This is a genomic window from Streptomyces sp. CB02366 (genome assembly GCF_001905905.1).
GTDB lineage: Bacteria > Actinomycetota > Actinomycetes > Streptomycetales > Streptomycetaceae > Streptomyces.
Genome location: NZ_LIVT01000001.1, coordinates 844,493 through 863,815, shown reverse-complemented (window position 1 = coordinate 863,815; position 19,323 = coordinate 844,493). Strand labels below are relative to the sequence as shown.

General features: G+C 68.6%; 23 protein-coding genes. 18 read left to right on the top strand and 5 right to left on the bottom strand.

Annotation, left to right across the window (positions count from 1 at the left end):
* Positions 1-23: 23 nt before the first annotated feature.
* The 3 genes from AMK24_RS03790 to AMK24_RS03780 form a co-directional block, all read right to left on the bottom strand.
* Positions 24-2,237 carry a hypothetical protein gene (locus tag AMK24_RS03790; RefSeq protein ID WP_073764896.1) on the bottom strand — a complete coding sequence of 738 codons (2,214 nt, stop codon included), beginning with the start codon at positions 2,235-2,237 and terminating at the stop codon, positions 24-26.
* On the bottom strand, positions 2,234-2,998 hold the full coding sequence (locus AMK24_RS03785) for a hypothetical protein (RefSeq protein ID WP_073764894.1): 765 nt from the start codon (positions 2,996-2,998) through the stop codon (positions 2,234-2,236). Before AMK24_RS03785 ends, AMK24_RS03790 begins: the two co-directional genes overlap by 4 nt.
* A gap of 99 nt (positions 2,999-3,097) precedes the next feature.
* Positions 3,098-3,871 (bottom strand): Crp/Fnr family transcriptional regulator, encoded by a 774-nt coding sequence (locus tag AMK24_RS03780; RefSeq protein ID WP_073764892.1) that lies wholly within the window; start codon positions 3,869-3,871, stop codon positions 3,098-3,100.
* A 450-nt stretch (positions 3,872-4,321) separates the two neighbouring features.
* Here AMK24_RS03780 and rpsL point away from each other — a divergent pair, with 450 nt between their 5' ends.
* From rpsL to tuf, 4 genes are all read left to right on the top strand, one after another.
* Entirely contained in the window at positions 4,322-4,693 is a 372-nt protein-coding gene (rpsL, locus tag AMK24_RS03775) for a 30S ribosomal protein S12 (protein ID WP_003948652.1), read from the top strand.
* A 2-nt stretch (positions 4,694-4,695) separates the two neighbouring features.
* A complete protein-coding gene (gene rpsG, locus AMK24_RS03770; protein ID WP_003966970.1) occupies positions 4,696-5,166 on the top strand; it encodes a 30S ribosomal protein S7 in 471 nt (156 codons plus the stop codon).
* A 38-nt stretch (positions 5,167-5,204) separates the two neighbouring features.
* Positions 5,205-7,334: an elongation factor G gene (gene fusA, locus AMK24_RS03765; protein WP_073764890.1), complete on the top strand. Its 2,130-nt coding sequence runs from the start codon at positions 5,205-5,207 to the stop codon at positions 7,332-7,334.
* Positions 7,335-7,491: 157 nt separating this feature from the next.
* A complete protein-coding gene (gene tuf, locus AMK24_RS03760) occupies positions 7,492-8,685 on the top strand; it encodes an elongation factor Tu (RefSeq protein ID WP_030112819.1) in 1,194 nt (397 codons plus the stop codon).
* A gap of 308 nt (positions 8,686-8,993) precedes the next feature.
* Here the strand turns inward: tuf and AMK24_RS03755 are convergent, their stop codons facing one another.
* Positions 8,994-9,719 carry a S1 family peptidase gene (locus AMK24_RS03755; RefSeq protein WP_073764888.1) on the bottom strand — a complete coding sequence of 242 codons (726 nt, stop codon included), beginning with the start codon at positions 9,717-9,719 and terminating at the stop codon, positions 8,994-8,996.
* 113 nt (positions 9,720-9,832) lie between these two features.
* Entirely contained in the window at positions 9,833-11,884 is a 2,052-nt protein-coding gene (locus tag AMK24_RS03750) for a PIG-L family deacetylase (protein WP_073764886.1), read from the bottom strand.
* A gap of 808 nt (positions 11,885-12,692) precedes the next feature.
* On the opposite strand from AMK24_RS03750, the gene rpsJ reads away from it, so the two are divergent.
* From rpsJ to rplE, 14 genes are all read left to right on the top strand, one after another.
* Complete coding sequence (rpsJ, locus tag AMK24_RS03745; protein WP_003948644.1) at positions 12,693-13,001, top strand: 30S ribosomal protein S10; 309 nt, start codon at positions 12,693-12,695, stop codon at positions 12,999-13,001.
* A gap of 14 nt (positions 13,002-13,015) precedes the next feature.
* Complete coding sequence (gene rplC, locus AMK24_RS03740) at positions 13,016-13,660, top strand: 50S ribosomal protein L3 (RefSeq protein WP_030112814.1); 645 nt, start codon at positions 13,016-13,018, stop codon at positions 13,658-13,660.
* A 4-nt stretch (positions 13,661-13,664) separates the two neighbouring features.
* Positions 13,665-14,315, top strand: coding sequence for a 50S ribosomal protein L4 (gene rplD / locus AMK24_RS03735; RefSeq protein WP_073764884.1), 651 nt, complete (start codon positions 13,665-13,667; stop codon positions 14,313-14,315).
* A complete protein-coding gene (gene rplW / locus AMK24_RS03730) occupies positions 14,315-14,638 on the top strand; it encodes a 50S ribosomal protein L23 (RefSeq protein ID WP_003966958.1) in 324 nt (107 codons plus the stop codon). Before rplD ends, rplW begins: the two co-directional genes overlap by 1 nt.
* A gap of 38 nt (positions 14,639-14,676) precedes the next feature.
* Positions 14,677-15,513, top strand: a complete 837-nt coding sequence (gene rplB, locus AMK24_RS03725; protein WP_030112812.1) for a 50S ribosomal protein L2 — start codon at positions 14,677-14,679, stop codon at positions 15,511-15,513.
* A gap of 12 nt (positions 15,514-15,525) precedes the next feature.
* Entirely contained in the window at positions 15,526-15,807 is a 282-nt protein-coding gene (rpsS, locus tag AMK24_RS03720; protein ID WP_003966956.1) for a 30S ribosomal protein S19, read from the top strand.
* A gap of 43 nt (positions 15,808-15,850) precedes the next feature.
* Positions 15,851-16,198 (top strand): 50S ribosomal protein L22, encoded by a 348-nt coding sequence (gene rplV / locus AMK24_RS03715; RefSeq protein WP_004571827.1) that lies wholly within the window; start codon positions 15,851-15,853, stop codon positions 16,196-16,198.
* The gene (gene rpsC / locus AMK24_RS03710; protein WP_003966954.1) at positions 16,198-17,028 is read left to right on the top strand and encodes a 30S ribosomal protein S3; all 831 of its coding nucleotides are present in this window, start codon (positions 16,198-16,200) and stop codon (positions 17,026-17,028) included. The genes rplV and rpsC overlap by 1 nt, the downstream gene beginning before the upstream one ends.
* A gap of 5 nt (positions 17,029-17,033) precedes the next feature.
* Complete coding sequence (gene rplP / locus AMK24_RS03705; RefSeq protein WP_003966953.1) at positions 17,034-17,453, top strand: 50S ribosomal protein L16; 420 nt, start codon at positions 17,034-17,036, stop codon at positions 17,451-17,453.
* Positions 17,453-17,677 (top strand): 50S ribosomal protein L29, encoded by a 225-nt coding sequence (gene rpmC, locus AMK24_RS03700; protein WP_003966952.1) that lies wholly within the window; start codon positions 17,453-17,455, stop codon positions 17,675-17,677. The genes rplP and rpmC overlap by 1 nt, the downstream gene beginning before the upstream one ends.
* Positions 17,677-17,961: a 30S ribosomal protein S17 gene (gene rpsQ / locus AMK24_RS03695; protein WP_003966951.1), complete on the top strand. Its 285-nt coding sequence runs from the start codon at positions 17,677-17,679 to the stop codon at positions 17,959-17,961. The genes rpmC and rpsQ overlap by 1 nt, the downstream gene beginning before the upstream one ends.
* Before the next feature lie 108 nt (positions 17,962-18,069).
* Complete coding sequence (gene rplN / locus AMK24_RS03690; protein WP_003966950.1) at positions 18,070-18,438, top strand: 50S ribosomal protein L14; 369 nt, start codon at positions 18,070-18,072, stop codon at positions 18,436-18,438.
* 2 nt (positions 18,439-18,440) lie between these two features.
* On the top strand, positions 18,441-18,764 hold the full coding sequence (rplX, locus tag AMK24_RS03685) for a 50S ribosomal protein L24 (RefSeq protein WP_003966949.1): 324 nt from the start codon (positions 18,441-18,443) through the stop codon (positions 18,762-18,764).
* Positions 18,764-19,321 (top strand): 50S ribosomal protein L5, encoded by a 558-nt coding sequence (gene rplE / locus AMK24_RS03680; RefSeq protein WP_006126888.1) that lies wholly within the window; start codon positions 18,764-18,766, stop codon positions 19,319-19,321. The genes rplX and rplE overlap by 1 nt, the downstream gene beginning before the upstream one ends.
* Positions 19,322-19,323 lie beyond the last annotated feature (2 nt).

The window sequence follows — 19,323 nt, the reverse complement described above, 5'->3', positions numbered from 1 at the left end:
CCTGGGCGGGTCGGGCCGGGATATCAGGGGCGTGGCAGAGTGGCGCGCAGACGGCCTGCCACCGGAGGCGGCGCCTTGGTGTCCTCGCCGGGCACCGTGCGCAGCAGGTGGTCGATGCGCCGCCATTCCTGGGCACCTTCGGCCAGGGCGGGTAGCAGCAGGACCATGGACCGTTCGGCCTGTGCGTCGCCGTCTGCCGAGAGCACCCACAGACGCAGGACGTCGAGGGCTTCGGACCGGTGGGCACGGTCGCTCAGAGCCGTGCGCCAGAGTCCCGCGATCTGGGCCGCCACGGCATCACCGGCCGGAGCGGACTGCCCGTACCGGTCGAGGAGAAGCGGCCGCCCGCCCGGTTCGTCGTCCCCGGTCCGACGACAGGCTCCGAGGAACCCCCCGATGGCCAGGTCGAACGCGTGGCGATCGTTGTGCAGCGTTCTCCGCAGCTCTGGAAGAACCTGGTCCTGGGCGGGTGAAAGCAGCAGCAGTTCGACCGACTCGGCCAATACCTGGTCCAGTTGAGCGTCGTCCGCCGCCGTGTCGTCCGCCTCCGACATGGCGTCGAGGTCCCCGTGCCGGGCGGCTGCCCGCAGGGCGGCCAGCGTCTCCACCGGCCGTTCGGGTCCGATCAGTCCGTGCGTGCGGATCGCTACCCAGCGCAGATGTGGCGTTTTGCTGTCGCACCAGGCGTCGAGGATGCGCGGGACGTTCGGTGTGCCGATGCCGTGCGTGAGCGCCAAAGCGTTCACGGCCACGCTGCGGGGGCCGAAGGCGACGGAGGAGGCCCAGGGTTCGATGACCAGAGCCATGGCCGAGGGAAGATCGGTATGAGCGAGAACGGCCGCTGTGGACGCCGCGCGGGTTCGGACCAGGGGCCGGCCGTCTCCCGAGAGATCCTGAAGCCACCGCACCAACGCGGGGCGTGCGGACGGGTGGCCGGTCCACACCTCCCGCAGGAGGACGAAGGCTGCACGTTCATCCCGGTAGGCCGCCTTGACCTGGCGCACCGGTCCCCACTCGGTGGGTTCCTCGGCCTCGTAGCGATGGGCGCGGGCACGTTGGACGCGCTTCTCGATATGCGTACCGAACACCGGTACGGCGGCTTGCAGACGAGAGTCGGCGGTCCGTTGGAGGTGGGCATAGAGCCCGTCGCTCACCTCCGCCGTCAGCGCGTACGGCCCCTCGTCGAAGGCTGCGAGGGCGATGAGGAACGCCTTCTCCCGCAGGTGCAGCGCGGAGTCGTCCTCCTCGAACCACTCACGGACCTGGGCCTCCAATTTCAACAGCGAGAAATCCTGGACCTGCCGGTGTTCGACTTCTCCGGACAGATACCGCACGAGGACGGCTGCGAACTCCGCGGCCTCCCGCGGCTGGTGGTCGCGCGAGAGGAACTCCGTGACCACGGGCAGGGTCAGCAGCTCCGCGACGTCACGGCGGTCGAGGAGCGCCCCCAAGTGGGCGTGCAGGACGTCCGACGACGGTGGCGGCTTCCAGAGGTGGGCTTCCACATCCTCCAGGTGCGCCTTCAGCCCTATCGTGATGACCGCGTACGCGTCCTGCTCGGTGAGCCGGTCCCGCAGGGCCAGCAACTCCGCTTCGCGCAGCGGTCTGTCCGCCTGGGTCACCGGATCGCACAGCAGGTGGCCTCGCGCCCCACCGGACTGCTCGTCTTCCCGCTCGGGGACGAGCCGGTTTAACGGTGTGTCGCGGGCGATAACGTGTACCGGGGTGGCACCCAGACGGTGCAGCAACATGAGGGCGGCGGTCCGTCGCCCCGCGGAGTGCGGCCCCTCCAGGACGAGAACCCTCTCCTCGCGGAGCCGCGCGGCGAGAGCGATGAAGGCCGGGCCTGGCTCGGCGAAGCTCTCGGCCAGTCCGTCCAGAACGGTAACCGGGACCTCTCCGGAGGCTTTGGCCGCCGAACGGCTCCCGAACCGGTAGTGGACGTGGGTCGTCGCGCCCAGGTGGACGTCACCGTGGAAGGTGCCGCCACCGATGCCATGGTTGACGCCGCCGAGGACGCCGCCGCCGATCCGGGCCCTGTCGCCGAGGCCCATGGCGCGCGGGGTGTGGTAGCGCAGGTCGCGCCGGGCGGCCCAGGCGTCCTGAGGACGGTCACCAGCCCCGTCGTCCGCAGCCTGTTCCGGCTGACGGGTGCCGTCGGCGTCCGGGGACGGGGCGTCGGTGGACGGCGTGCTCCCGTCTCCTTCGCCGGGCCGGGCTTTCGGGGCGCTGCTCATGCGTGTTCTCCGGCGCTGCCGCCCAGGTGGACGTCGCCGTGGAAGGTGCCGCCGCCGATGCCGTGGTTGGCACCGCCGAAAACGCCGCCGTTCACCGTGGTTCCGGGGAAGTCGGGTGTGTTCCACGGTGCCGGGCCGGCGGGCCGACTGGGAACCTGCGCTTCCGTGGCCGGGCCCGACGGTTCCGCACGGTGGAACGGGCGGTGGAGCCGGGCCGGAAGCGTGCCGTTCTTGCTCTCCACCGTGATGGCGTGGAACTCCTCCGCCACCACACCCGGGTGGTTGTGCCGTACGACGCCCCGATACACCTCTTCTGAAACGCAGAGTGAGAAGTCCCCGGGGCTCTCCCTCAGCGCGTCCCGCAGTACCTCCGAGTCGAGCAGGCGGCAGGCGTGGTTGAGGTCGGACCCCACCCAGCCGCCCTCGGGGTCGACGGCCACATAGCCGGACGCGACCACCCCGCGCAGCCGCATCCGCGCGGAGTCCGAGGCCAGTCGGTTCCTCGCGCGCAGCTCCGCCGGTACGACGGTGAGCAGTGTTCGCAACAGGGCGGGCAACGACACGTTGGCGTCGATGAGTTCCATGACGCTGTCCCCCCGGTCGGCGCGCCGACGCAGGGTCTTCTCGATGCCGGCGGCCAGCAGCGCGTCGTCGGCGAGGCTGAACAGCATGCGCCGCAGGTACGCCTGCTCCACATCGTCGCGGTCGCTGTACTCCTCGATGTCGAACAAAAGGATCGTGCTGTTCACGGGATCGGACATGTCTTGCCTCTCGTCAGGGGGTGACAAGAGGTTGCTCGTGACCGGTCGACGACGGTGAGTGCGGAAGACGCAGTCGCACTGTGACCGTGTGCACAGACGTCAGGACGCGGATGTGCTCCGTCGCCCTGGGGGCGCACCGGATCCGACCGGGAGGGCGACGGACACGGGCTGTGCGATGCCTGCGATGCGACGGAGGGCGCCGGGATGAATGACTACCAGCGTCCTGCGCCCGGTGATCACGATGCCGCGTGTTCTCAGGTCCTTGAGCAGCCGCTGCACCATCTCCCGGGATGCGCCGACTGCACCGGCCAGCTCCTGCTTGCTGAGCGGCACGTCGATCTCGATGCCCGTCTCGTTGCGGCGTCCATGTGTGCGGAGAAGGTCGAGCAGCAGGACCGCGAATCTCTCCCGGACGCTCATCGACGCGAACTCCAGCCGACGCTGGTCGGCCGCGCGGGTGCGGTCGGACGTCAACCCCAGCAGCTTGAGTGAGACGGCGGGGGAGTGGGCGACGAACTCCCGGAAGCTACCGTGCTCGATGGCCGCGGCCCGCACCGGCGCCAGAGCGGTCACTGTCGCCGAACGAGGTCGTCCGGTCAGCGCTGCGGACTCCCCGACGATGTCGCCGGGACCGCGCAAGGCCAGCAGAGCCTCGTAGCCGTTCTCCGCGGACGCGGTGACCTTCGTCCAGCCGTGGAGGATGAGCAGGACGTGCGACGACGGTTCGTGTTGGTGCATGAGGGCGGCGCGGGAGGGGAACGACAGCTCCCTGCCCAGGGTGAGCAGCGCCGCCCGGTCCTCGCTCTCCAGCCGGGCGAGAAAGGGAACTCGATCGTCCAGCCCTCCATCACCGGACCAGGCAGCTGCCGACATGCCATCCCCCGATCTCCCGGCGCGGGGCTCAATGTACTGACGCGTGTCCGGCCACGCCCTGGAACAGCGTTGTTTCGGCCATAGCTCCGGCCTGGAACGCCCCCGGGAGCCCGGGCGCGGGCGGCGGGGAGGTTCGGGAAGGGCGGGTCCCTACGGGTGCGCTCCGCCGCGAACCCTCGCCGACGGTCGCTCGGCCTCCCGATCTCGGGGGGATGGACAGCATTTGTTTTGACCCAGCTCCGTGAGGTAGGTACGCTCAAGCCTTGTGCCTGGGGTGTGCCTGGGCTCGGGTGCGTGTCATCAACCGCACCGCGGGCCCGTCATTAGCCACCGCAATCTGCGCCCTTTCGCCCCTTGGGCGGTAGTCAGCAGTATTCGACACACCCGACCGCGTGGGTCGGTGGTGTTCCAGGTTAGTTTCACGAACGGCACACAGAAACCGGAGAAGTAGTGCCTACGATCCAGCAGCTGGTCCGGAAGGGCCGGCAGGACAAGGTCGAAAAGAACAAGACGCCCGCGCTCGAGGGTTCGCCCCAGCGTCGCGGTGTCTGCACGCGTGTGTTCACGACCACCCCGAAGAAGCCGAACTCGGCCCTCCGGAAGGTCGCGCGTGTGCGTCTGACCTCCGGTATCGAGGTCACGGCCTACATCCCGGGTGAGGGACACAACCTGCAGGAGCACTCCATCGTGCTCGTGCGTGGTGGCCGTGTGAAGGACCTGCCGGGTGTTCGTTACAAGATCATCCGCGGCTCGCTCGACACCCAGGGTGTCAAGAACCGCAAGCAGGCCCGCAGCCGCTACGGCGCCAAGAAGGAGAAGTAAGAATGCCTCGTAAGGGCCCCGCCCCGAAGCGCCCGGTCATCATCGACCCGGTCTACAGCTCTCCTCTTGTCACCTCGCTGATCAACAAGATCCTCCTCGACGGCAAGCGTTCCACCGCCGAGCGGATCGTGTACGGCGCCATGGAAGGCCTCCGCGAGAAGACCGGCAACGACCCGGTCATCACGCTGAAGCGCGCGCTTGAGAACGTCAAGCCCTCGCTCGAGGTCAAGTCCCGCCGTGTCGGTGGCGCCACCTACCAGGTGCCGATCGAGGTCAAGCCCGGTCGCGCCTCCACCCTCGCCCTGCGCTGGCTCGTCGGCTACTCCCGCGCCCGTCGCGAGAAGACGATGACCGAGCGCCTCATGAACGAGCTGCTCGACGCCTCCAACGGCCTCGGCGCTTCGGTCAAGAAGCGTGAGGACACCCACAAGATGGCCGAGTCCAACAAGGCCTTCGCGCACTACCGCTGGTAGTCGCTACCCACATCGAGACCGAGAGAAGACTGAGCCATATGGCCACCACTTCGCTTGACCTGGCCAAGGTCCGCAACATCGGGATCATGGCCCACATCGACGCGGGCAAGACGACCACCACTGAGCGGATCCTCTTCTACACCGGTGTGAGCTACAAGATCGGTGAAGTCCACGACGGCGCTGCCACGATGGACTGGATGGAGCAGGAGCAGGAGCGCGGCATCACGATCACGTCCGCCGCGACGACCTGCCACTGGCCGCTCAACGACGTCGACCACACCATCAACATCATCGACACCCCGGGTCACGTCGACTTCACCGTCGAGGTGGAGCGTTCGCTCCGCGTCCTCGACGGCGCGGTCACCGTGTTCGACGGTGTCGCGGGTGTCGAGCCGCAGTCCGAGACCGTCTGGCGTCAGGCGGACCGCTACGGCGTGCCGCGTATCTGCTTCGTCAACAAGCTCGACCGCACCGGTGCGGACTTCTTCCGTTGCGTCAACATGATCGTGGACCGCCTCGGCGCCACCCCGATCGTCATGCAGCTCCCCATCGGCGCCGAAGCGGACTTCACCGGCGTCGTCGACCTCGTGTCGATGAAGGCCTTCGTGTACCCCGAAGAGGCCGCCAAGGGCGAGATGTACAACATCGTCGACATCCCGGACAACCTGAAGGAGTCCGCCGACGAATGGCGCGCGAAACTCCTTGAGGCCGTGGCCGAGAACGACGACGCCATGATGGAGCTGTACCTGGAGGGCAACGAGCCCACCCAGGAGCAGCTGCACGAGGCGATCCGTCGCATCACCCTGGCGTCGAAGGGCAGTGCCGACTCCGTCACCGTCACGCCGGTGTTCTGCGGCACCGCGTTCAAGAACAAGGGCGTCCAGCCCCTGCTCGACGCGGTCGTGCGCTACCTGCCCTCCCCCCTGGACGTCGAGGCCATCGAGGGTCACGACGTCAAGGACCCGGAGAAGGTCATCGCCCGCAAGCCCTCGGACGACGAGCCGTTCTCCGGCCTGGCGTTCAAGATCGCGAGCGACCCGCACCTCGGCAAGCTCACCTTCGTCCGGATCTACTCCGGTCGCCTGGAGGCCGGCACCGCGGTGCTGAACTCCGTCAAGGGCAAGAAGGAGCGCATCGGCAAGATCTACCGCATGCACGCGAACAAGCGTGAGGAGATCGCGTCGGTGGGCGCCGGCGACATCATCGCCGTCATGGGCCTCAAGCAGACCACCACCGGTGAGACGCTGTGCGACGAGAAGAACCCGGTCATCCTGGAGTCCATGGACTTCCCGGCGCCGGTCATCCAGGTCGCCATCGAGCCCAAGTCCAAGGGTGACCAGGAGAAGCTGGGTGTCGCCATCCAGCGCCTCTCGGAGGAGGACCCCTCCTTCCAGGTGCACTCCGACGAGGAGACCGGCCAGACCATCATCGGTGGTATGGGCGAGCTTCACCTCGAGGTGCTCGTCGACCGCATGAAGCGCGAGTTCCGCGTCGAGGCGAACGTCGGCAAGCCCCAGGTCGCGTACCGCGAGACGATCCGCAAGGCCGTCGAGCGCATCGACTACACGCACAAGAAGCAGACTGGTGGTACCGGCCAGTTCGCGAAGGTGCAGATCGCCCTCGAGCCCATCGAGGGTGGCGACGCCTCTTACGAGTTCGTCAACAAGGTCACCGGTGGCCGCATCCCCCGTGAGTACATCCCCTCGGTGGACGCGGGCGCCCAGGAAGCCATGCAGTTCGGCATCCTGGCCGGTTACGAGATGGTCGGCGTCCGCGTCACCCTTCTCGACGGTGGTTACCACGAGGTCGACTCCTCGGAGCTCGCCTTCAAGATCGCCGGTTCCCAGGCGTTCAAGGAGGGTGCCCGCAAGGCCTCTCCCGTGCTCCTGGAGCCGATGATGGCCGTCGAGGTCACCACGCCCGAGGACTACATGGGCGATGTGATCGGCGACCTCAACTCCCGCCGTGGCCAGATCCAGGCCATGGAGGAGCGCAGCGGCGCTCGCGTCGTGAAGGGCCTCGTGCCCCTCTCGGAGATGTTCGGCTACGTCGGAGACCTCCGCAGCAAGACCTCGGGTCGCGCAAGCTACTCGATGCAGTTCGACTCCTACGCCGAGGTTCCGCGGAACGTCGCCGAGGAGATCATCGCGAAGGCCAAGGGCGAGTAACTCTCCCGAGCTCACGCTTTAGGCTTGTCACCGGAGCCTGGTGGGCATGCGGCACAGCGCGCGAGCACTGTGCCGTATGCCCCCGGCGCCGGCACCCCAGCAAAGATCACCTGGCGCCGATGAAGCAAGGCGTACAGAACCACTCAGGAGGACCCCAGTGGCGAAGGCAAAGTTCGAGCGGACTAAGCCCCACGTCAACATCGGCACCATCGGTCACATCGACCACGGTAAGACGACCCTCACGGCCGCCATTACCAAGGTGCTGCACGACGCGTACCCGGACCTGAACGAGGCCTCGGCCTTCGACCAGATCGACAAGGCTCCCGAAGAGCGCCAGCGCGGTATCACCATCTCCATCGCGCACGTCGAGTACCAGACGGAGTCGCGTCACTACGCGCACGTCGACTGCCCGGGTCACGCGGACTACATCAAGAACATGATCACCGGTGCCGCGCAGATGGACGGCGCCATCCTCGTGGTCGCCGCCACCGACGGCCCGATGCCGCAGACCAAGGAGCACGTGCTCCTGGCCCGCCAGGTCGGCGTTCCGTACATCGTCGTCGCCCTGAACAAGGCCGACATGGTGGACGACGAGGAGATCCTGGAGCTCGTCGAGCTCGAGGTCCGCGAGCTGCTCTCCGAGTACGAGTTCCCGGGCGACGACGTTCCGGTCGTCAAGGTCTCGGCGCTCAAGGCGCTCGAGGGCGACAAGGAGTGGGGCGAGTCCGTCCTCAACCTGATGAAGGCCGTCGACGAGGCCATCCCGCAGCCCGAGCGTGACGTCGACAAGCCGTTCCTGATGCCGATCGAGGACGTCTTCACGATCACCGGTCGTGGCACCGTCGTCACCGGTCGTATCGAGCGTGGTGTCCTGAAGGTCAACGAGACCGTCGACATCGTCGGTATCAAGCAGGAGAAGACCACCACCACGGTCACCGGCATCGAGATGTTCCGCAAGCTGCTCGACGAGGGCCAGGCCGGTGAGAACGTCGGTCTGCTCCTCCGTGGCATCAAGCGCGAGGACGTCGAGCGCGGCCAGGTCATCATCAAGCCGGGTTCGGTCACGCCGCACACCGAGTTCGAGGCGCAGTCCTACATCCTGTCGAAGGACGAGGGTGGCCGTCACACCCCCTTCTTCAACAACTACCGCCCGCAGTTCTACTTCCGTACCACGGACGTGACCGGCGTCGTGACCCTCCCCGAGGGCACCGAGATGGTCATGCCGGGCGACAACACCGTCATGAGCGTCCAGCTGATCCAGCCGGTCGCCATGGAGGAGGGCCTGAAGTTCGCCATCCGTGAGGGTGGCCGGACCGTGGGCGCCGGCCAGGTCACCAAGATCGTCAAGTAGTTTCTGCTTGGCCTTCGGCCTGGTAGCTCGCTGAGCTGCAAGAAGGGCCCCGCGCCTCGAAAGAGGCGCGGGGCCCTTCGCCGTGTCCGGGCCCTTCGCCCGTGCCCGGGCACAGGGAAGAGAAGGCGCCGGCCTCCGTCCGACCCGGCAGGCCCCCTCGGAGGCCCTGCGGGGCCGCCCGCGGCGCTGTGCGGGGCCGGACATGGGTGTAGGGCCCCGGTACCTCAGGGCGGTGAGGTACGGGGGCCCTACGTTTCATGGGGACGGCGGGCCGGTCAGGTGCCCGCCGTCCCGGTCGGGGGCGCCGCTCAGACGCCGGCGACCGACTGGATCCAGGACCGGTACGCCGTGACGTTCGTGTACGCGGTCGTGGTCTGCCGGTCGCTGGTGGAGGCGACGCCGACCTGGACGCCGTTCGCGGTCATCGGACCGCCGGAGTCGCCGCCCGCGGTGATCCCGTTGCCGCGCCGGGCGCAGATCGCCGAGCCGCCGTACGCGTCACTGCAGCCGCCGGTGACCGTCACGTTGGCCACCTTGAGGTAGCGCGACTGGCAGTTGGCCTCGGAGCCGCACTGCGAGGTGGCGCCCCAGCCCCACACCTGGACGCTCTGCCCGACGCTCACGGAGCCGGGCGAGCCGAGCCGGGAGTAGGTCGCCTGCACGGAGCGGTCCAGGCGCACCAGCGCCAGGTCCGAGCTGTGGGTGTAGGTCTGGGCGCCGTTGGCGACCACGCCGCCGCTGTGCTGGTCGAGGCTGCCGATGCGGAACGACAGGCCGCCGCCGGTGACGCAGTGCTTGGCGGTGAGGATCCAGGTCGGCGCGATGATCGTCGCCGAACAGGTCTCCCTCCCGTTCGAGAAGAGGCGCGCGGCCCAGGGGGCGTTCTGCGCGTAGCCGCCGCCGATGATCTGGGTGGTGGGCGGCGGGGCATCCTGGAGCGGGGGCGCCGGGGCGGCCGACGCGGACGGTGCGAAGAGGGCGAGGACACAGGCCGCCGCGGCGGCGGCAGCGGGTACGAACCTGGATATACGCATGGTTCCTCGTTTCGCGCGACACGCCGGGGTGTGCGTGTCCGTGGGGGATGGTGGGCAACAGGGTGCCGGAGCGCGAGGAGCCGGTGGTACTAACGTTTGGGCATAACACGCGTTTATGGGGCGGAAGTTGAGACGGGCGCTCTGCCCCGGGGCCGCCACGCCCAGGGCGCCGCGTCCGTCCCGAACCCGACGACGACCGGCCGCCCGTCCCCGCCCACGTGGAGCGCGACGCCGTCCAGGGCGATGGGCCCCCGCGACCGTACGGCGGAACCCTCGGCGGTACGCAGCCGGATCCGGCCCTCCGGGGTCCGGCCCACCAGGACGGGGCCGCCCGGCGAAGCGGCGGCGGTCACCGGCCCGTACCCCCCGAAGCGGGGCGCGGGCCCCGCGCCGGACCGGACGACGGCCAGCTCCGGCCGCGCGGCCGGCCGGTAGTACAGCTCCACGGACCCGTCCGGCGCGGGGAGCGCGCCGGGCGCGTGCGCCGGTACGGGGGCGTCCGTGAGCTGGGCGCGGGCGGTGACGTCGGCGTCCGGGGCGTCCTGGGTCCAGTGGTGCACCGCGTGGTGCCCGGCCGCGTACACGTGGACGCGCCCCGCCGTGTCCACCACCGCGGTCAGACCGTCCTGCACCTCGCCCCCGCCCAGGTCACGCCACCCGCTCCAGCGCCCGGTCCCCGCGTCGCGCACCCGGGTGCTCAGCCCCTTCTCCGCGTTCCGCACGAAGAGGTGGACGCGGCCGTCCGGGGCCGCCACGGCGACGGGCACGCCGATCCGCCGCCCGTGGTCCGCGCCGACGGCGGGGTTGCCCAGTCCCCGCCAGGCGCGGAAGGGGCCGTCCGGCGCGCCCTGCTCCAGCAGCACTACCTCGCGCTCGTCGGCCGAACCGTGCCCGCCGAGCGCGGCGAACCGCAGTCCGAACAGCAGGTGCCGCCCGTCCGCCGTCGCCGCCGAGCCCAGCACCGGGGCGAGCGGACCGCCGCCGAGGTCGTCCGCGGCCTCGAAGGCCCCGCTGCCGGGCGCGCTCTCGCGCCACCGGACGGCGCGCAGCCCCAGGACCCCGTAGAGGGTGAGCCGGCCGTCCGCGCCGGCGGCGACCCGCGCGCGGGGCCCCGGGTAGCGGTGGTGGGTGGACCGCACCCAGCCCTTCCGGTTGGTCAGCGGCCGGTCGCCGCCCACGTTGTAGTCCCCGCAGCCGGCCGGGTTGCCGCACTCCCAGTCGGGCGCGCCGCCGTACGGGACGAGGTGGGCGGCCTTGCGCTCCAGCACCTCGGGCGGCAGGTTCTCGGGCCAGTGCCGGTTGTAGTAACCGCGGAAGGAGGCGACCGCGAATCCGGGCACGGGGTTCCCGGCCGCCGTGGTCCGCGCCACCCAGCGGACCAGCGCGGCCCAGGCGAAGCCGCCGGCCGCGGTGTGGTCGGCGTGGTCGGAGTACCCGCGCTGCTCGCTGTCCCGGCGGCGCTCGTACTCGCTGCTGAACTGGAGGTCCGGGTCCGGGTCGAGGGTGTGCACGACGGTCGGCCGGTACTGCTCCAGCAACCCCGCGAGCACGTCGATCAGGGAGTCGTACGTGTACGAACCGGCCTTCTCCAGCGGGGAGCCGGCCGCGACGACGGTACGCAGCACCAGCCGCCGGTCGCGCCAGAGGCTGGGCAGCCCGAGCCGGCCGCGCCCGGTGTGCATCGCGGTGTTGAGGAAGACCAGCTCGACCCGCCGCGCCCCGTCGGCCAGGACGTTCAGCTCGGCCCGGTGGCCGCCGTCCAGGGCGATCACCGACTTCTGCCAGGGCGTGAAGCGGTCCAGCCCGAGCAGCTCGGCGTACGCCTGGCGCAGGCCCTGGTGGCGCGCGGAGGAGTACCCGGCCCGGTCGGCGGCCGGGCGCGGGGCCCCGGGGATCTTGTTGACCCCGTCGGCCTCGCCCGCGGTGAGGTAGACGCAGACCACCGGGACCCCCGCGTCGAGGGCCTCGCGGGTGTCCGGGTTCATGAAGTACAGATCGTCGTCCGGGTGGGCCAGCAGCTGCATGACCAGCGCCCGCCGGGTGCTCGCTATGGCCAGGCCGGGCGCCGGATCGGCCACCGGTCCGCGGCGCCGGGGGACCGGCACGGCGCACCCGGCGGTGGCGGCGGTCGCGGTGGCCGCCAGGAGCAGGGCGCGCCGCGACACCCGTATCCGGGCCGGGACAGATCGATCCACCACGCCGCGCACTCCGTCCGCTCCCGCTTCCCCCGCAGCGGGCGAACGAGCGCCCGTCCTGCGTCCCGCTGCTCTCTCCGTGCGGGCCGGCGGCGGGTCGGGCCGTGCCTGCGGGGGAGTAGACGGAGATCGGAGCGGCCGGGTTGCCCGGGCGGGCGATGGGATCGCGCACCGGGAACGCGCCGGCGGGGCCCTCCCGCCCCGGCGGTGATCGCGTGCAGTGCGCGGAGGCGGTGGACGGGACGTCCGGGCGTACGGTGTGATCGCCGCCATGGCCGAACTCCGTCGGGCGCCCCAGGCTGTTCCGAGGGGTGCGGAGCCTGCCGGACGAGGGGTTCGGAGCCTGCCGGACGCGGGGTTCGGAGGCCGCCGGATGCGTGCTTGCGTTTGAGTCGGCGCTCGCTCGGGGTAGTATTCCGGGCTCGATTGGCCAGGCCCGCGCCCCGTATGGCACACTGACCAGGTTGCTCGGTTGAGTGTCAATGCTGCGCGCCTCCCGCCGGGAGGACCGGAAGCGAGTCCCACAGTACTCGTCGGCCCCCAGGGCCGGACGTACGGGAATCTTCCGGGAAGCACAGCAGGGTGCTGACCAGGCGCCCGGCGGGTGTTCCACCCCCGGTTCCGCGGTCCTCGGCCCGCACCCCCTTGGTTGGGATCTCCCTGGCGGGAGATTTTCGTAGAGGGGATGCGACACGCCCGACCGCGTGGGTCGGAGGGGGAGTCCAGAGAACCCCCGGGTTCCAGAGCGTTAAACAGAGAGACAGGACTACTAGTAGCCATGGCGGGACAGAAGATCCGCATCCGGCTCAAGGCCTACGACCACGAGGTCATCGACTCCTCGGCGAAGAAGATCGTCGAGACGGTGACCCGCACTGGTGCGTCGGTCGCGGGCCCGGTGCCGCTGCCCACTGAGAAGAACGTGTACTGCGTCATCAAGTCGCCGCACAAGTACAAGGACTCTCGCGAGCACTTCGAGATGCGCACGCACAAGCGCCTCATCGACATCCTCGACCCCACGCCGAAGACGGTTGACTCGCTGATGCGCCTCGACCTCCCGGCCGGCGTCGACATCGAGATCAAGCTCTGAGGGGACGGGCCGAGATGAGCAAGAACATCAAGGGCGTCCTGGGCGAGAAGCTCGGCATGACCCAGGTCTGGGACGAGAACAACCGGGTCGTCCCGGTGACCGTCGTCAAGGCCGGTCCGTGCGTCGTGACGCAGGTGCGCACCAACGACAGCGACGGCTACGAAGCGGTCCAGATCGCCTTCGGCGAGATCGACCCGCGCAAGGTGAACAAGCCCCTCAAGGGTCACTTCGCCAAGGCCGACGTCACCCCGCGCCGCCACCTGGTCGAGCTCCGCACCCCTGACGCCAGCGAGTACACGCTGGGCCAGGAGGTCACCGCCGCTGTGTTCGAGTCCGGCGTCAAGGTCGACGTCACGGGCAAGAGCAAGGGCAAGGGCTTCGCCGGTGTCATGAAGCGTCACAACTTCAAGGGCGGCAAGGCGTCCCACGGTGCCCACCGTGTGCACCGCATGCCGGGCTCCATCGGTGGCTGTGCCACCCCCGGCCGTGTCTTCAAGGGCATGCGCATGGCGGGTCGCATGGGCAACGAGCGCGTCACCACCCAGAACCTGACCATCCACGCGGTTGACGCGGAGAAGGGTCTGCTCCTCATCAAGGGCGCGGTCCCCGGTCCGAACGGCGGCCTCGTCCTGGTCCGTACCGCGGCCAAGGGGGCTTGAGGTAATGAGCACCATTGACATCCTTTCGCCGGCAGGCGACAAGGCCGGTACCGTCGAGCTCCCCGCGGAGATCTTCGACGCGAAGACCAGCGTTCCGCTGATCCACCAGGTCGTCGTCGCCCAGCTGGCGGCTGCCCGTCAGGGCACGCACAAGACCAAGACCCGCGGCGAAGTCCGCGGCGGTGGCAAGAAGCCGTACCGCCAGAAGGGCACCGGCCGCGCCCGTCAGGGCTCGACCCGCGCCCCGCAGTTCGCCGGCGGTGGCGTCGTCCACGGCCCGCAGCCGCGTGACTACTCGCAGCGGACCCCGAAGAAGATGAAGGCCGCCGCCCTGCGCGGTGCCCTCTCCGACCGGGCCCGTCACTCCCGCATCCACGTCGTCACCGGCGTGGTCGAGAGCGAGATCTCCACCAAGGCCGCCAAGACGCTGCTCGGCAAGATCTCGGAGCGCCCCAACGTGCTCCTGGTCGTCGAGCGCTCTGACGAGGCCGCGTGGCTGTCCGCGCGCAACCTGCCCCAGGTGCACATCCTGGAGCCGGGCCAGCTCAACACGTACGACGTGATCGTCTCTGACGACGTGGTCTTCACCCAGGCCGCCCTCGAGTCCTTCGTGTCTGGCCCCCAGACCGCTGAGACCGAAGGGAGCGCCGCCTGATGAGTGAGGCGACCGTTACCAGCAAGACGTACTCGGACCCGCGTGACGTTCTCGTCAAGCCCGTGGTCTCCGAGAAGAGCTACGCGCTGCTCGACGAGAACAAGTACACGTTCATCGTCGCGCCCGGCTCCAACAAGACCCAGATCAAGCAGGCCGTCGAGGCGGTCTTCTCGGTCAAGGTCACCGGGGTCAACACGATCAACCGGCAGGGCAAGCGCAAGCGCACCCGCACCGGTTTCGGCAAGCGCGCCGACACGAAGCGCGCCATCGTGACCCTCGCCGAGGGCGACCGTATCGACATCTTCGGCGGCCCGACCTCCTAGTGAGGTCGAGTCGTCCGGAATCGGACGAGGACTGAGAAATGGGTATCCGCAAGTACAAGCCGACGACCCCGGGCCGTCGTGGCTCCAGCGTCGCCGACTTTGTCGAGATCACGCGGTCCACGCCGGAGAAGTCGCTGGTCCGCCCCCTGCACAACAAGGGCGGCCGTAACAACGCCGGTCGTGTGACCGTTCGCCACCAGGGTGGTGGCCACAAGCGCGCCTACCGCGTGATCGACTTCCGTCGTCACGACAAGGACGGCGTGCCGGCCAAGGTCGCGCACATCGAGTACGACCCGAACCGCACCGCGCGCATCGCGCTGCTGCACTACGCGGACGGCGAGAAGCGTTACATCGTCGCTCCCCGTGGCCTGTCGCAGGGCGACCGTGTCGAGAACGGTCCGACCGCCGACATCAAGCCCGGCAACAACCTGGCGCTGCGCAACATCCCGGTCGGTACGACCATCCACGCCATCGAGCTGCGGCCCGGCGGCGGCGCGAAGTTCGCCCGTTCCGCGGGTGCCTCCGTGCAGCTGCTGGCGAAGGAGGGCACCATGGCCCACCTTCGTATGCCGTCGGGTGAGATCCGCCTGGTCGACGCGCGCTGCCGCGCGACGATCGGCGAGGTCGGCAACGCCGAGCAGTCGAACATCAACTGGGGCAAGGCCGGCCGCATGCGCTGGAAGGGCGTGCGCCCGACCGTCCGCGGTGTCGCGATGAACCCGGTTGACCACCCGCACGGTGGTGGTGAAGGCAAGACCTCCGGTGGTCGCCACCCGGTCTCGCCGTGGGGTCAGAAGGAGGGTCGTACGCGTTCTCCCAAGAAGGCGAGCAACAAGTACATCGTCCGCCGCCGCAAGACGAACAAGAAGCGCTAGGAGCGGGTTTAGATGCCGCGCAGTCTCAAGAAGGGGCCCTTCGTCGACGGACACCTCATCAAGAAGGTGGACGTACAGAACGAGGCAGGCACCAAGAACGTCATCAAGACCTGGTCCCGTCGCTCGATGATCGTCCCGGCCATGCTGGGTCACACCATCGCGGTGCACAACGGCAAGATCCACGTCCCGGTGTTCGTCACCGAGTCGATGGTCGGCCACAAGCTCGGCGAGTTCTCGCCGACTCGCACCTTCCGCGGCCACGTCAAGGACGACCGGAAGTCGAAGCGCCGCTAAGCGCGGGGTGGAAACGACTATGACTTACACCGAAGGGACAACCATGGAAGCCAGGGCCCAGGCGCGGTACATCCGCGTCACGCCCATGAAGGCCCGCCGCGTGGTGGACCTCATCCGTGGCATGGACGCCACGGAGGCTCAGGCGGTCCTGCGTTTCGCCCCGCAGGCCGCGAGCGTGCCGGTTGGCAAGGTGCTGGACAGCGCCATCGCCAACGCCGCACACAACTACGACCACACCGACGCCTCTTCGCTGGTCATCAGCGAGGCGTACGTGGACGAGGGTCCGACCCTGAAGCGGTTCCGTCCGCGTGCCCAGGGCCGCGCCTACCGGATCCGTAAGCGGACCAGCCACATCACCGTGGTCGTCAGCAGCAAGGAAGGAACCCGGTAATGGGCCAGAAGGTAAACCCGCACGGGTTCCGGCTCGGCATCACCACGGACTTCAAGTCCCGCTGGTACGCCGACAAGCTGTACAAGGACTACGTCAAGGAAGACGTCGCCATTCGTCGCATGATGACGAAGGGCATGGAGCGGGCCGGCATCTCGAAGGTCGAGATCGAGCGCACCCGCGACCGCGTCCGCGTTGACATCCACACCGCCCGTCCGGGCATCGTCATCGGTCGCCGCGGCGCCGAGGCCGATCGCATCCGCGGCGAGCTGGAGAAGCTGACCGGCAAGCAGGTCCAGCTGAACATCCTCGAGGTCAAGAACCCCGAGGTGGACGCTCAGCTGGTGGCCCAGGCCGTCGCCGAGCAGCTCTCCTCCCGCGTCTCCTTCCGTCGGGCCATGCGCAAGAGCATGCAGTCCTCGATGAAGGCCGGCGCCAAGGGCATCAAGATCCAGTGCGGTGGCCGCCTCGGCGGCGCCGAGATGTCCCGCTCGGAGTTCTACCGCGAGGGCCGCGTGCCCCTGCACACGCTCCGCGCGAACGTCGACTACGGCTTCTTCGAGGCCAAGACGACCTTCGGCCGCATCGGCGTGAAGGTCTGGATCTACAAGGGCGACGTCAAGAACATCGCCGAGGTTCGCGCCGAGAACGCCGCGGCCCGCGCCGGCAACCGTCCGGCTCGTGGCGGCGCTGACCGCCCGGCCGGCCGCGGTGGCCGTGGTGGCGAGCGTGGCGGTCGCGGCCGTAAGCCGCAGCAGTCGCCGGCAGCCGAGGCCCCCAAGGCCGACGCCGCCGCTGCTCCGGCTGCTGAGAGCACCGGAACGGAGGCCTGACCGAAATGCTGATCCCCCGTAGGGTCAAGCACCGCAAGCAGCACCACCCGAAGCGCAGCGGTATGTCCAAGGGTGGCACGCAGGTTGCGTTCGGCGAGTACGGCATCCAGGCGCTGACCCCGGCGTACGTGACGAACCGTCAGATCGAGTCCGCTCGTATCGCGATGACCCGTCACATCAAGCGTGGCGGCAAGGTCTGGATCAACATCTACCCGGACCGTCCCCTGACGAAGAAGCCGGCCGAGACCCGCATGGGTTCCGGTAAGGGTTCTCCCGAGTGGTGGATCGCGAACGTCAAGCCCGGTCGGGTGATGTTCGAGCTGTCCTACCCGAACGAGAAGATTGCTCGTGAGGCGCTTACCCGCGCTGCTCACAAGCTTCCGATGAAGTGCCGGATCGTGCGGCGCGAGGCAGGTGAGTCGTGATGTCGGCCGGTACCAAGGCGTCCGAGCTGCGCGAGCTGGGCGACGAGGAGCTCCTCAACAAGCTCCGCGAAGCCAAGGAAGAGCTGTTCAACCTCCGCTTCCAGGCGGCGACGGGTCAGCTCGAGAACCACGGCCGGCTCAAGTCCGTCCGTAAGGACATCGCCCGGATCTACACCCTGATGCGTGAGCGCGAGCTGGGCATCGAGACGGTGGAGAGCGCCTGATGAGCGAGAAGACTGTGACTGAGACGAACACCGACCGCGGTTTCCGCAAGACCCGTGAGGGTCTGGTCGTCAGCGACAAGATGGACAAGACCGTCGTCGTCGCCGTCGAGGACCGCGTGAAGCACGCCCTGTACGGCAAGGTCATCCGCCGTACGAACAAGCTCAAGGCCCACGACGAGCAGAACTCCGCCGGCGTCGGCGACCGCGTCCTCATCATGGAGACGCGTCCGCTGTCCGCCTCGAAGCGCTGGCGCATCGTCGAGATCCTCGAGAAGGCCAAGTAATTCCTGAGGGGTTTCCCTCAGGTCAGTTCCGCCAGGCTCGGTGAGGGAGCCGCGTAAGTCACTTACGCGGCTCCCCGCCGGGAACCGGCAGACGATCAGGAGATAGACGTGATCCAGCAGGAGTCGCGACTGCGCGTCGCCGACAACACGGGTGCGAAGGAAATTCTCACCATTCGTGTTCTCGGTGGCTCGGGTCGCCGCTACGCGGGTATCGGTGACGTCATCGTCGCCACCGTCAAGGACGCGATCCCCGGTGGCAACGTGAAGAAGGGTGACGTCGTCAAGGCCGTCATCGTTCGCACCGTCAAGGAGCGTCGTCGTCAGGATGGCTCGTACATCCGCTTCGACGAGAACGCCGCCGTCATTCTGAAGAACGACGGCGACCCCCGCGGCACCCGCATCTTCGGCCCGGTGGGCCGGGAGCTGCGCGAGAAGAAGTTCATGAAGATCATCTCGCTCGCGCCGGAGGTGCTGTAAGCATGAAGATCAAGAAGGGCGACCTGGTCCAGGTCATCACCGGTAAGGACAAGGGCAAGCAGGGCAAGGTCATCGTGGCCTACCCCGCTCAGGACCGCGTCCTCGTCGAGGGTGTCAACCGGGTCAAGAAGCACACCAAGGCCGGTCAGACGGCTCGCGGTTCGCAGACGGGTGGCATCGTGACCACCGAGGCTCCGATCCACGTCAGCAATGTTCAGCTGGTCGTGGAGAAGGACGGCAACAAGGTTGTCACCCGCGTCGGCTACCGCTTTGACGACGAGGGCAACAAGATCCGCGTTGCCAAGCGGACCGGTGAGGACATCTGATGACTGCCACCACTGCGCCGCGTCTCAAGACGCGCTACCGCGAGGAAATCGCCGGCAAGCTGCGTGAGGAGTTCTCGTACGAGAACGTCATGCAGGTTCCCGGTCTGGTCAAGATCGTGGTCAACATGGGTGTGGGCGACGCCGCCCGCGACTCCAAGCTGATCGACGGGGCCGTCCGCGACCTCACCACGATCACCGGCCAGAAGCCGGCCGTCACGAAGGCCCGCAAGTCCATCGCGCAGTTCAAGCTGCGCGAGGGCCAGCCGATCGGCTGCCACGTCACCCTCCGCGGTGACCGGATGTGGGAGTTCCTGGACCGTACGCTGTCGCTCGCGCTGCCGCGTATCCGTGACTTCCGTGGCCTGTCGCCGAAGCAGTTCGACGGCCGTGGCAACTACACCTTCGGTCTCACGGAGCAGGTCATGTTCCACGAGATCGACCAGGACAAGATCGACCGGGTCCGGGGCATGGACATCACCGTGGTCACCACGGCGACCAACGACGACGAGGGTCGTGCCCTGCTTCGTCACCTCGGCTTCCCGTTCAAGGAGAACTGACC

Bases quoted from the DNA above. Each gene is read 5' to 3' on its own strand.
- rplB (WP_030112812.1), top strand. From the start codon at position 14,677: ATGGGTATCCGCAAGTACAAGCCGACGACCCCGGGCCGTCGTGGCTCC.
- rpsS (WP_003966956.1), top strand. From the start codon at position 15,526: ATGCCGCGCAGTCTCAAGAAGGGGCCCTTCGTCGACGGACACCTCATC.
- rpsQ (WP_003966951.1), top strand. From the start codon at position 17,677: ATGAGCGAGAAGACTGTGACTGAGACGAACACCGACCGCGGTTTCCGC.
- AMK24_RS03785 (WP_073764894.1), bottom strand. From the start codon at position 2,998: ATGTCCGATCCCGTGAACAGCACGATCCTTTTGTTCGACATCGAGGAG.
- AMK24_RS03755 (WP_073764888.1), bottom strand. From the start codon at position 9,719: ATGCGTATATCCAGGTTCGTACCCGCTGCCGCCGCCGCGGCGGCCTGT.
- rpmC (WP_003966952.1), top strand. From the start codon at position 17,453: ATGTCGGCCGGTACCAAGGCGTCCGAGCTGCGCGAGCTGGGCGACGAG.
- rplP (WP_003966953.1), top strand. From the start codon at position 17,034: ATGCTGATCCCCCGTAGGGTCAAGCACCGCAAGCAGCACCACCCGAAG.
- AMK24_RS03780 (WP_073764892.1), bottom strand. From the start codon at position 3,871: ATGTCGGCAGCTGCCTGGTCCGGTGATGGAGGGCTGGACGATCGAGTT.
- rplV (WP_004571827.1), top strand. From the start codon at position 15,851: ATGGAAGCCAGGGCCCAGGCGCGGTACATCCGCGTCACGCCCATGAAG.
- rpsJ (WP_003948644.1), top strand. From the start codon at position 12,693: ATGGCGGGACAGAAGATCCGCATCCGGCTCAAGGCCTACGACCACGAG.
- AMK24_RS03790 (WP_073764896.1), bottom strand. From the start codon at position 2,237: ATGAGCAGCGCCCCGAAAGCCCGGCCCGGCGAAGGAGACGGGAGCACG.
- rplW (WP_003966958.1), top strand. From the start codon at position 14,315: ATGAGTGAGGCGACCGTTACCAGCAAGACGTACTCGGACCCGCGTGAC.
- rplD (WP_073764884.1), top strand. From the start codon at position 13,665: ATGAGCACCATTGACATCCTTTCGCCGGCAGGCGACAAGGCCGGTACC.
- rplC (WP_030112814.1), top strand. From the start codon at position 13,016: ATGAGCAAGAACATCAAGGGCGTCCTGGGCGAGAAGCTCGGCATGACC.
- rplX (WP_003966949.1), top strand. From the start codon at position 18,441: ATGAAGATCAAGAAGGGCGACCTGGTCCAGGTCATCACCGGTAAGGAC.
- rpsC (WP_003966954.1), top strand. From the start codon at position 16,198: ATGGGCCAGAAGGTAAACCCGCACGGGTTCCGGCTCGGCATCACCACG.
- fusA (WP_073764890.1), top strand. From the start codon at position 5,205: ATGGCCACCACTTCGCTTGACCTGGCCAAGGTCCGCAACATCGGGATC.
- rpsG (WP_003966970.1), top strand. From the start codon at position 4,696: ATGCCTCGTAAGGGCCCCGCCCCGAAGCGCCCGGTCATCATCGACCCG.
- rplE (WP_006126888.1), top strand. From the start codon at position 18,764: ATGACTGCCACCACTGCGCCGCGTCTCAAGACGCGCTACCGCGAGGAA.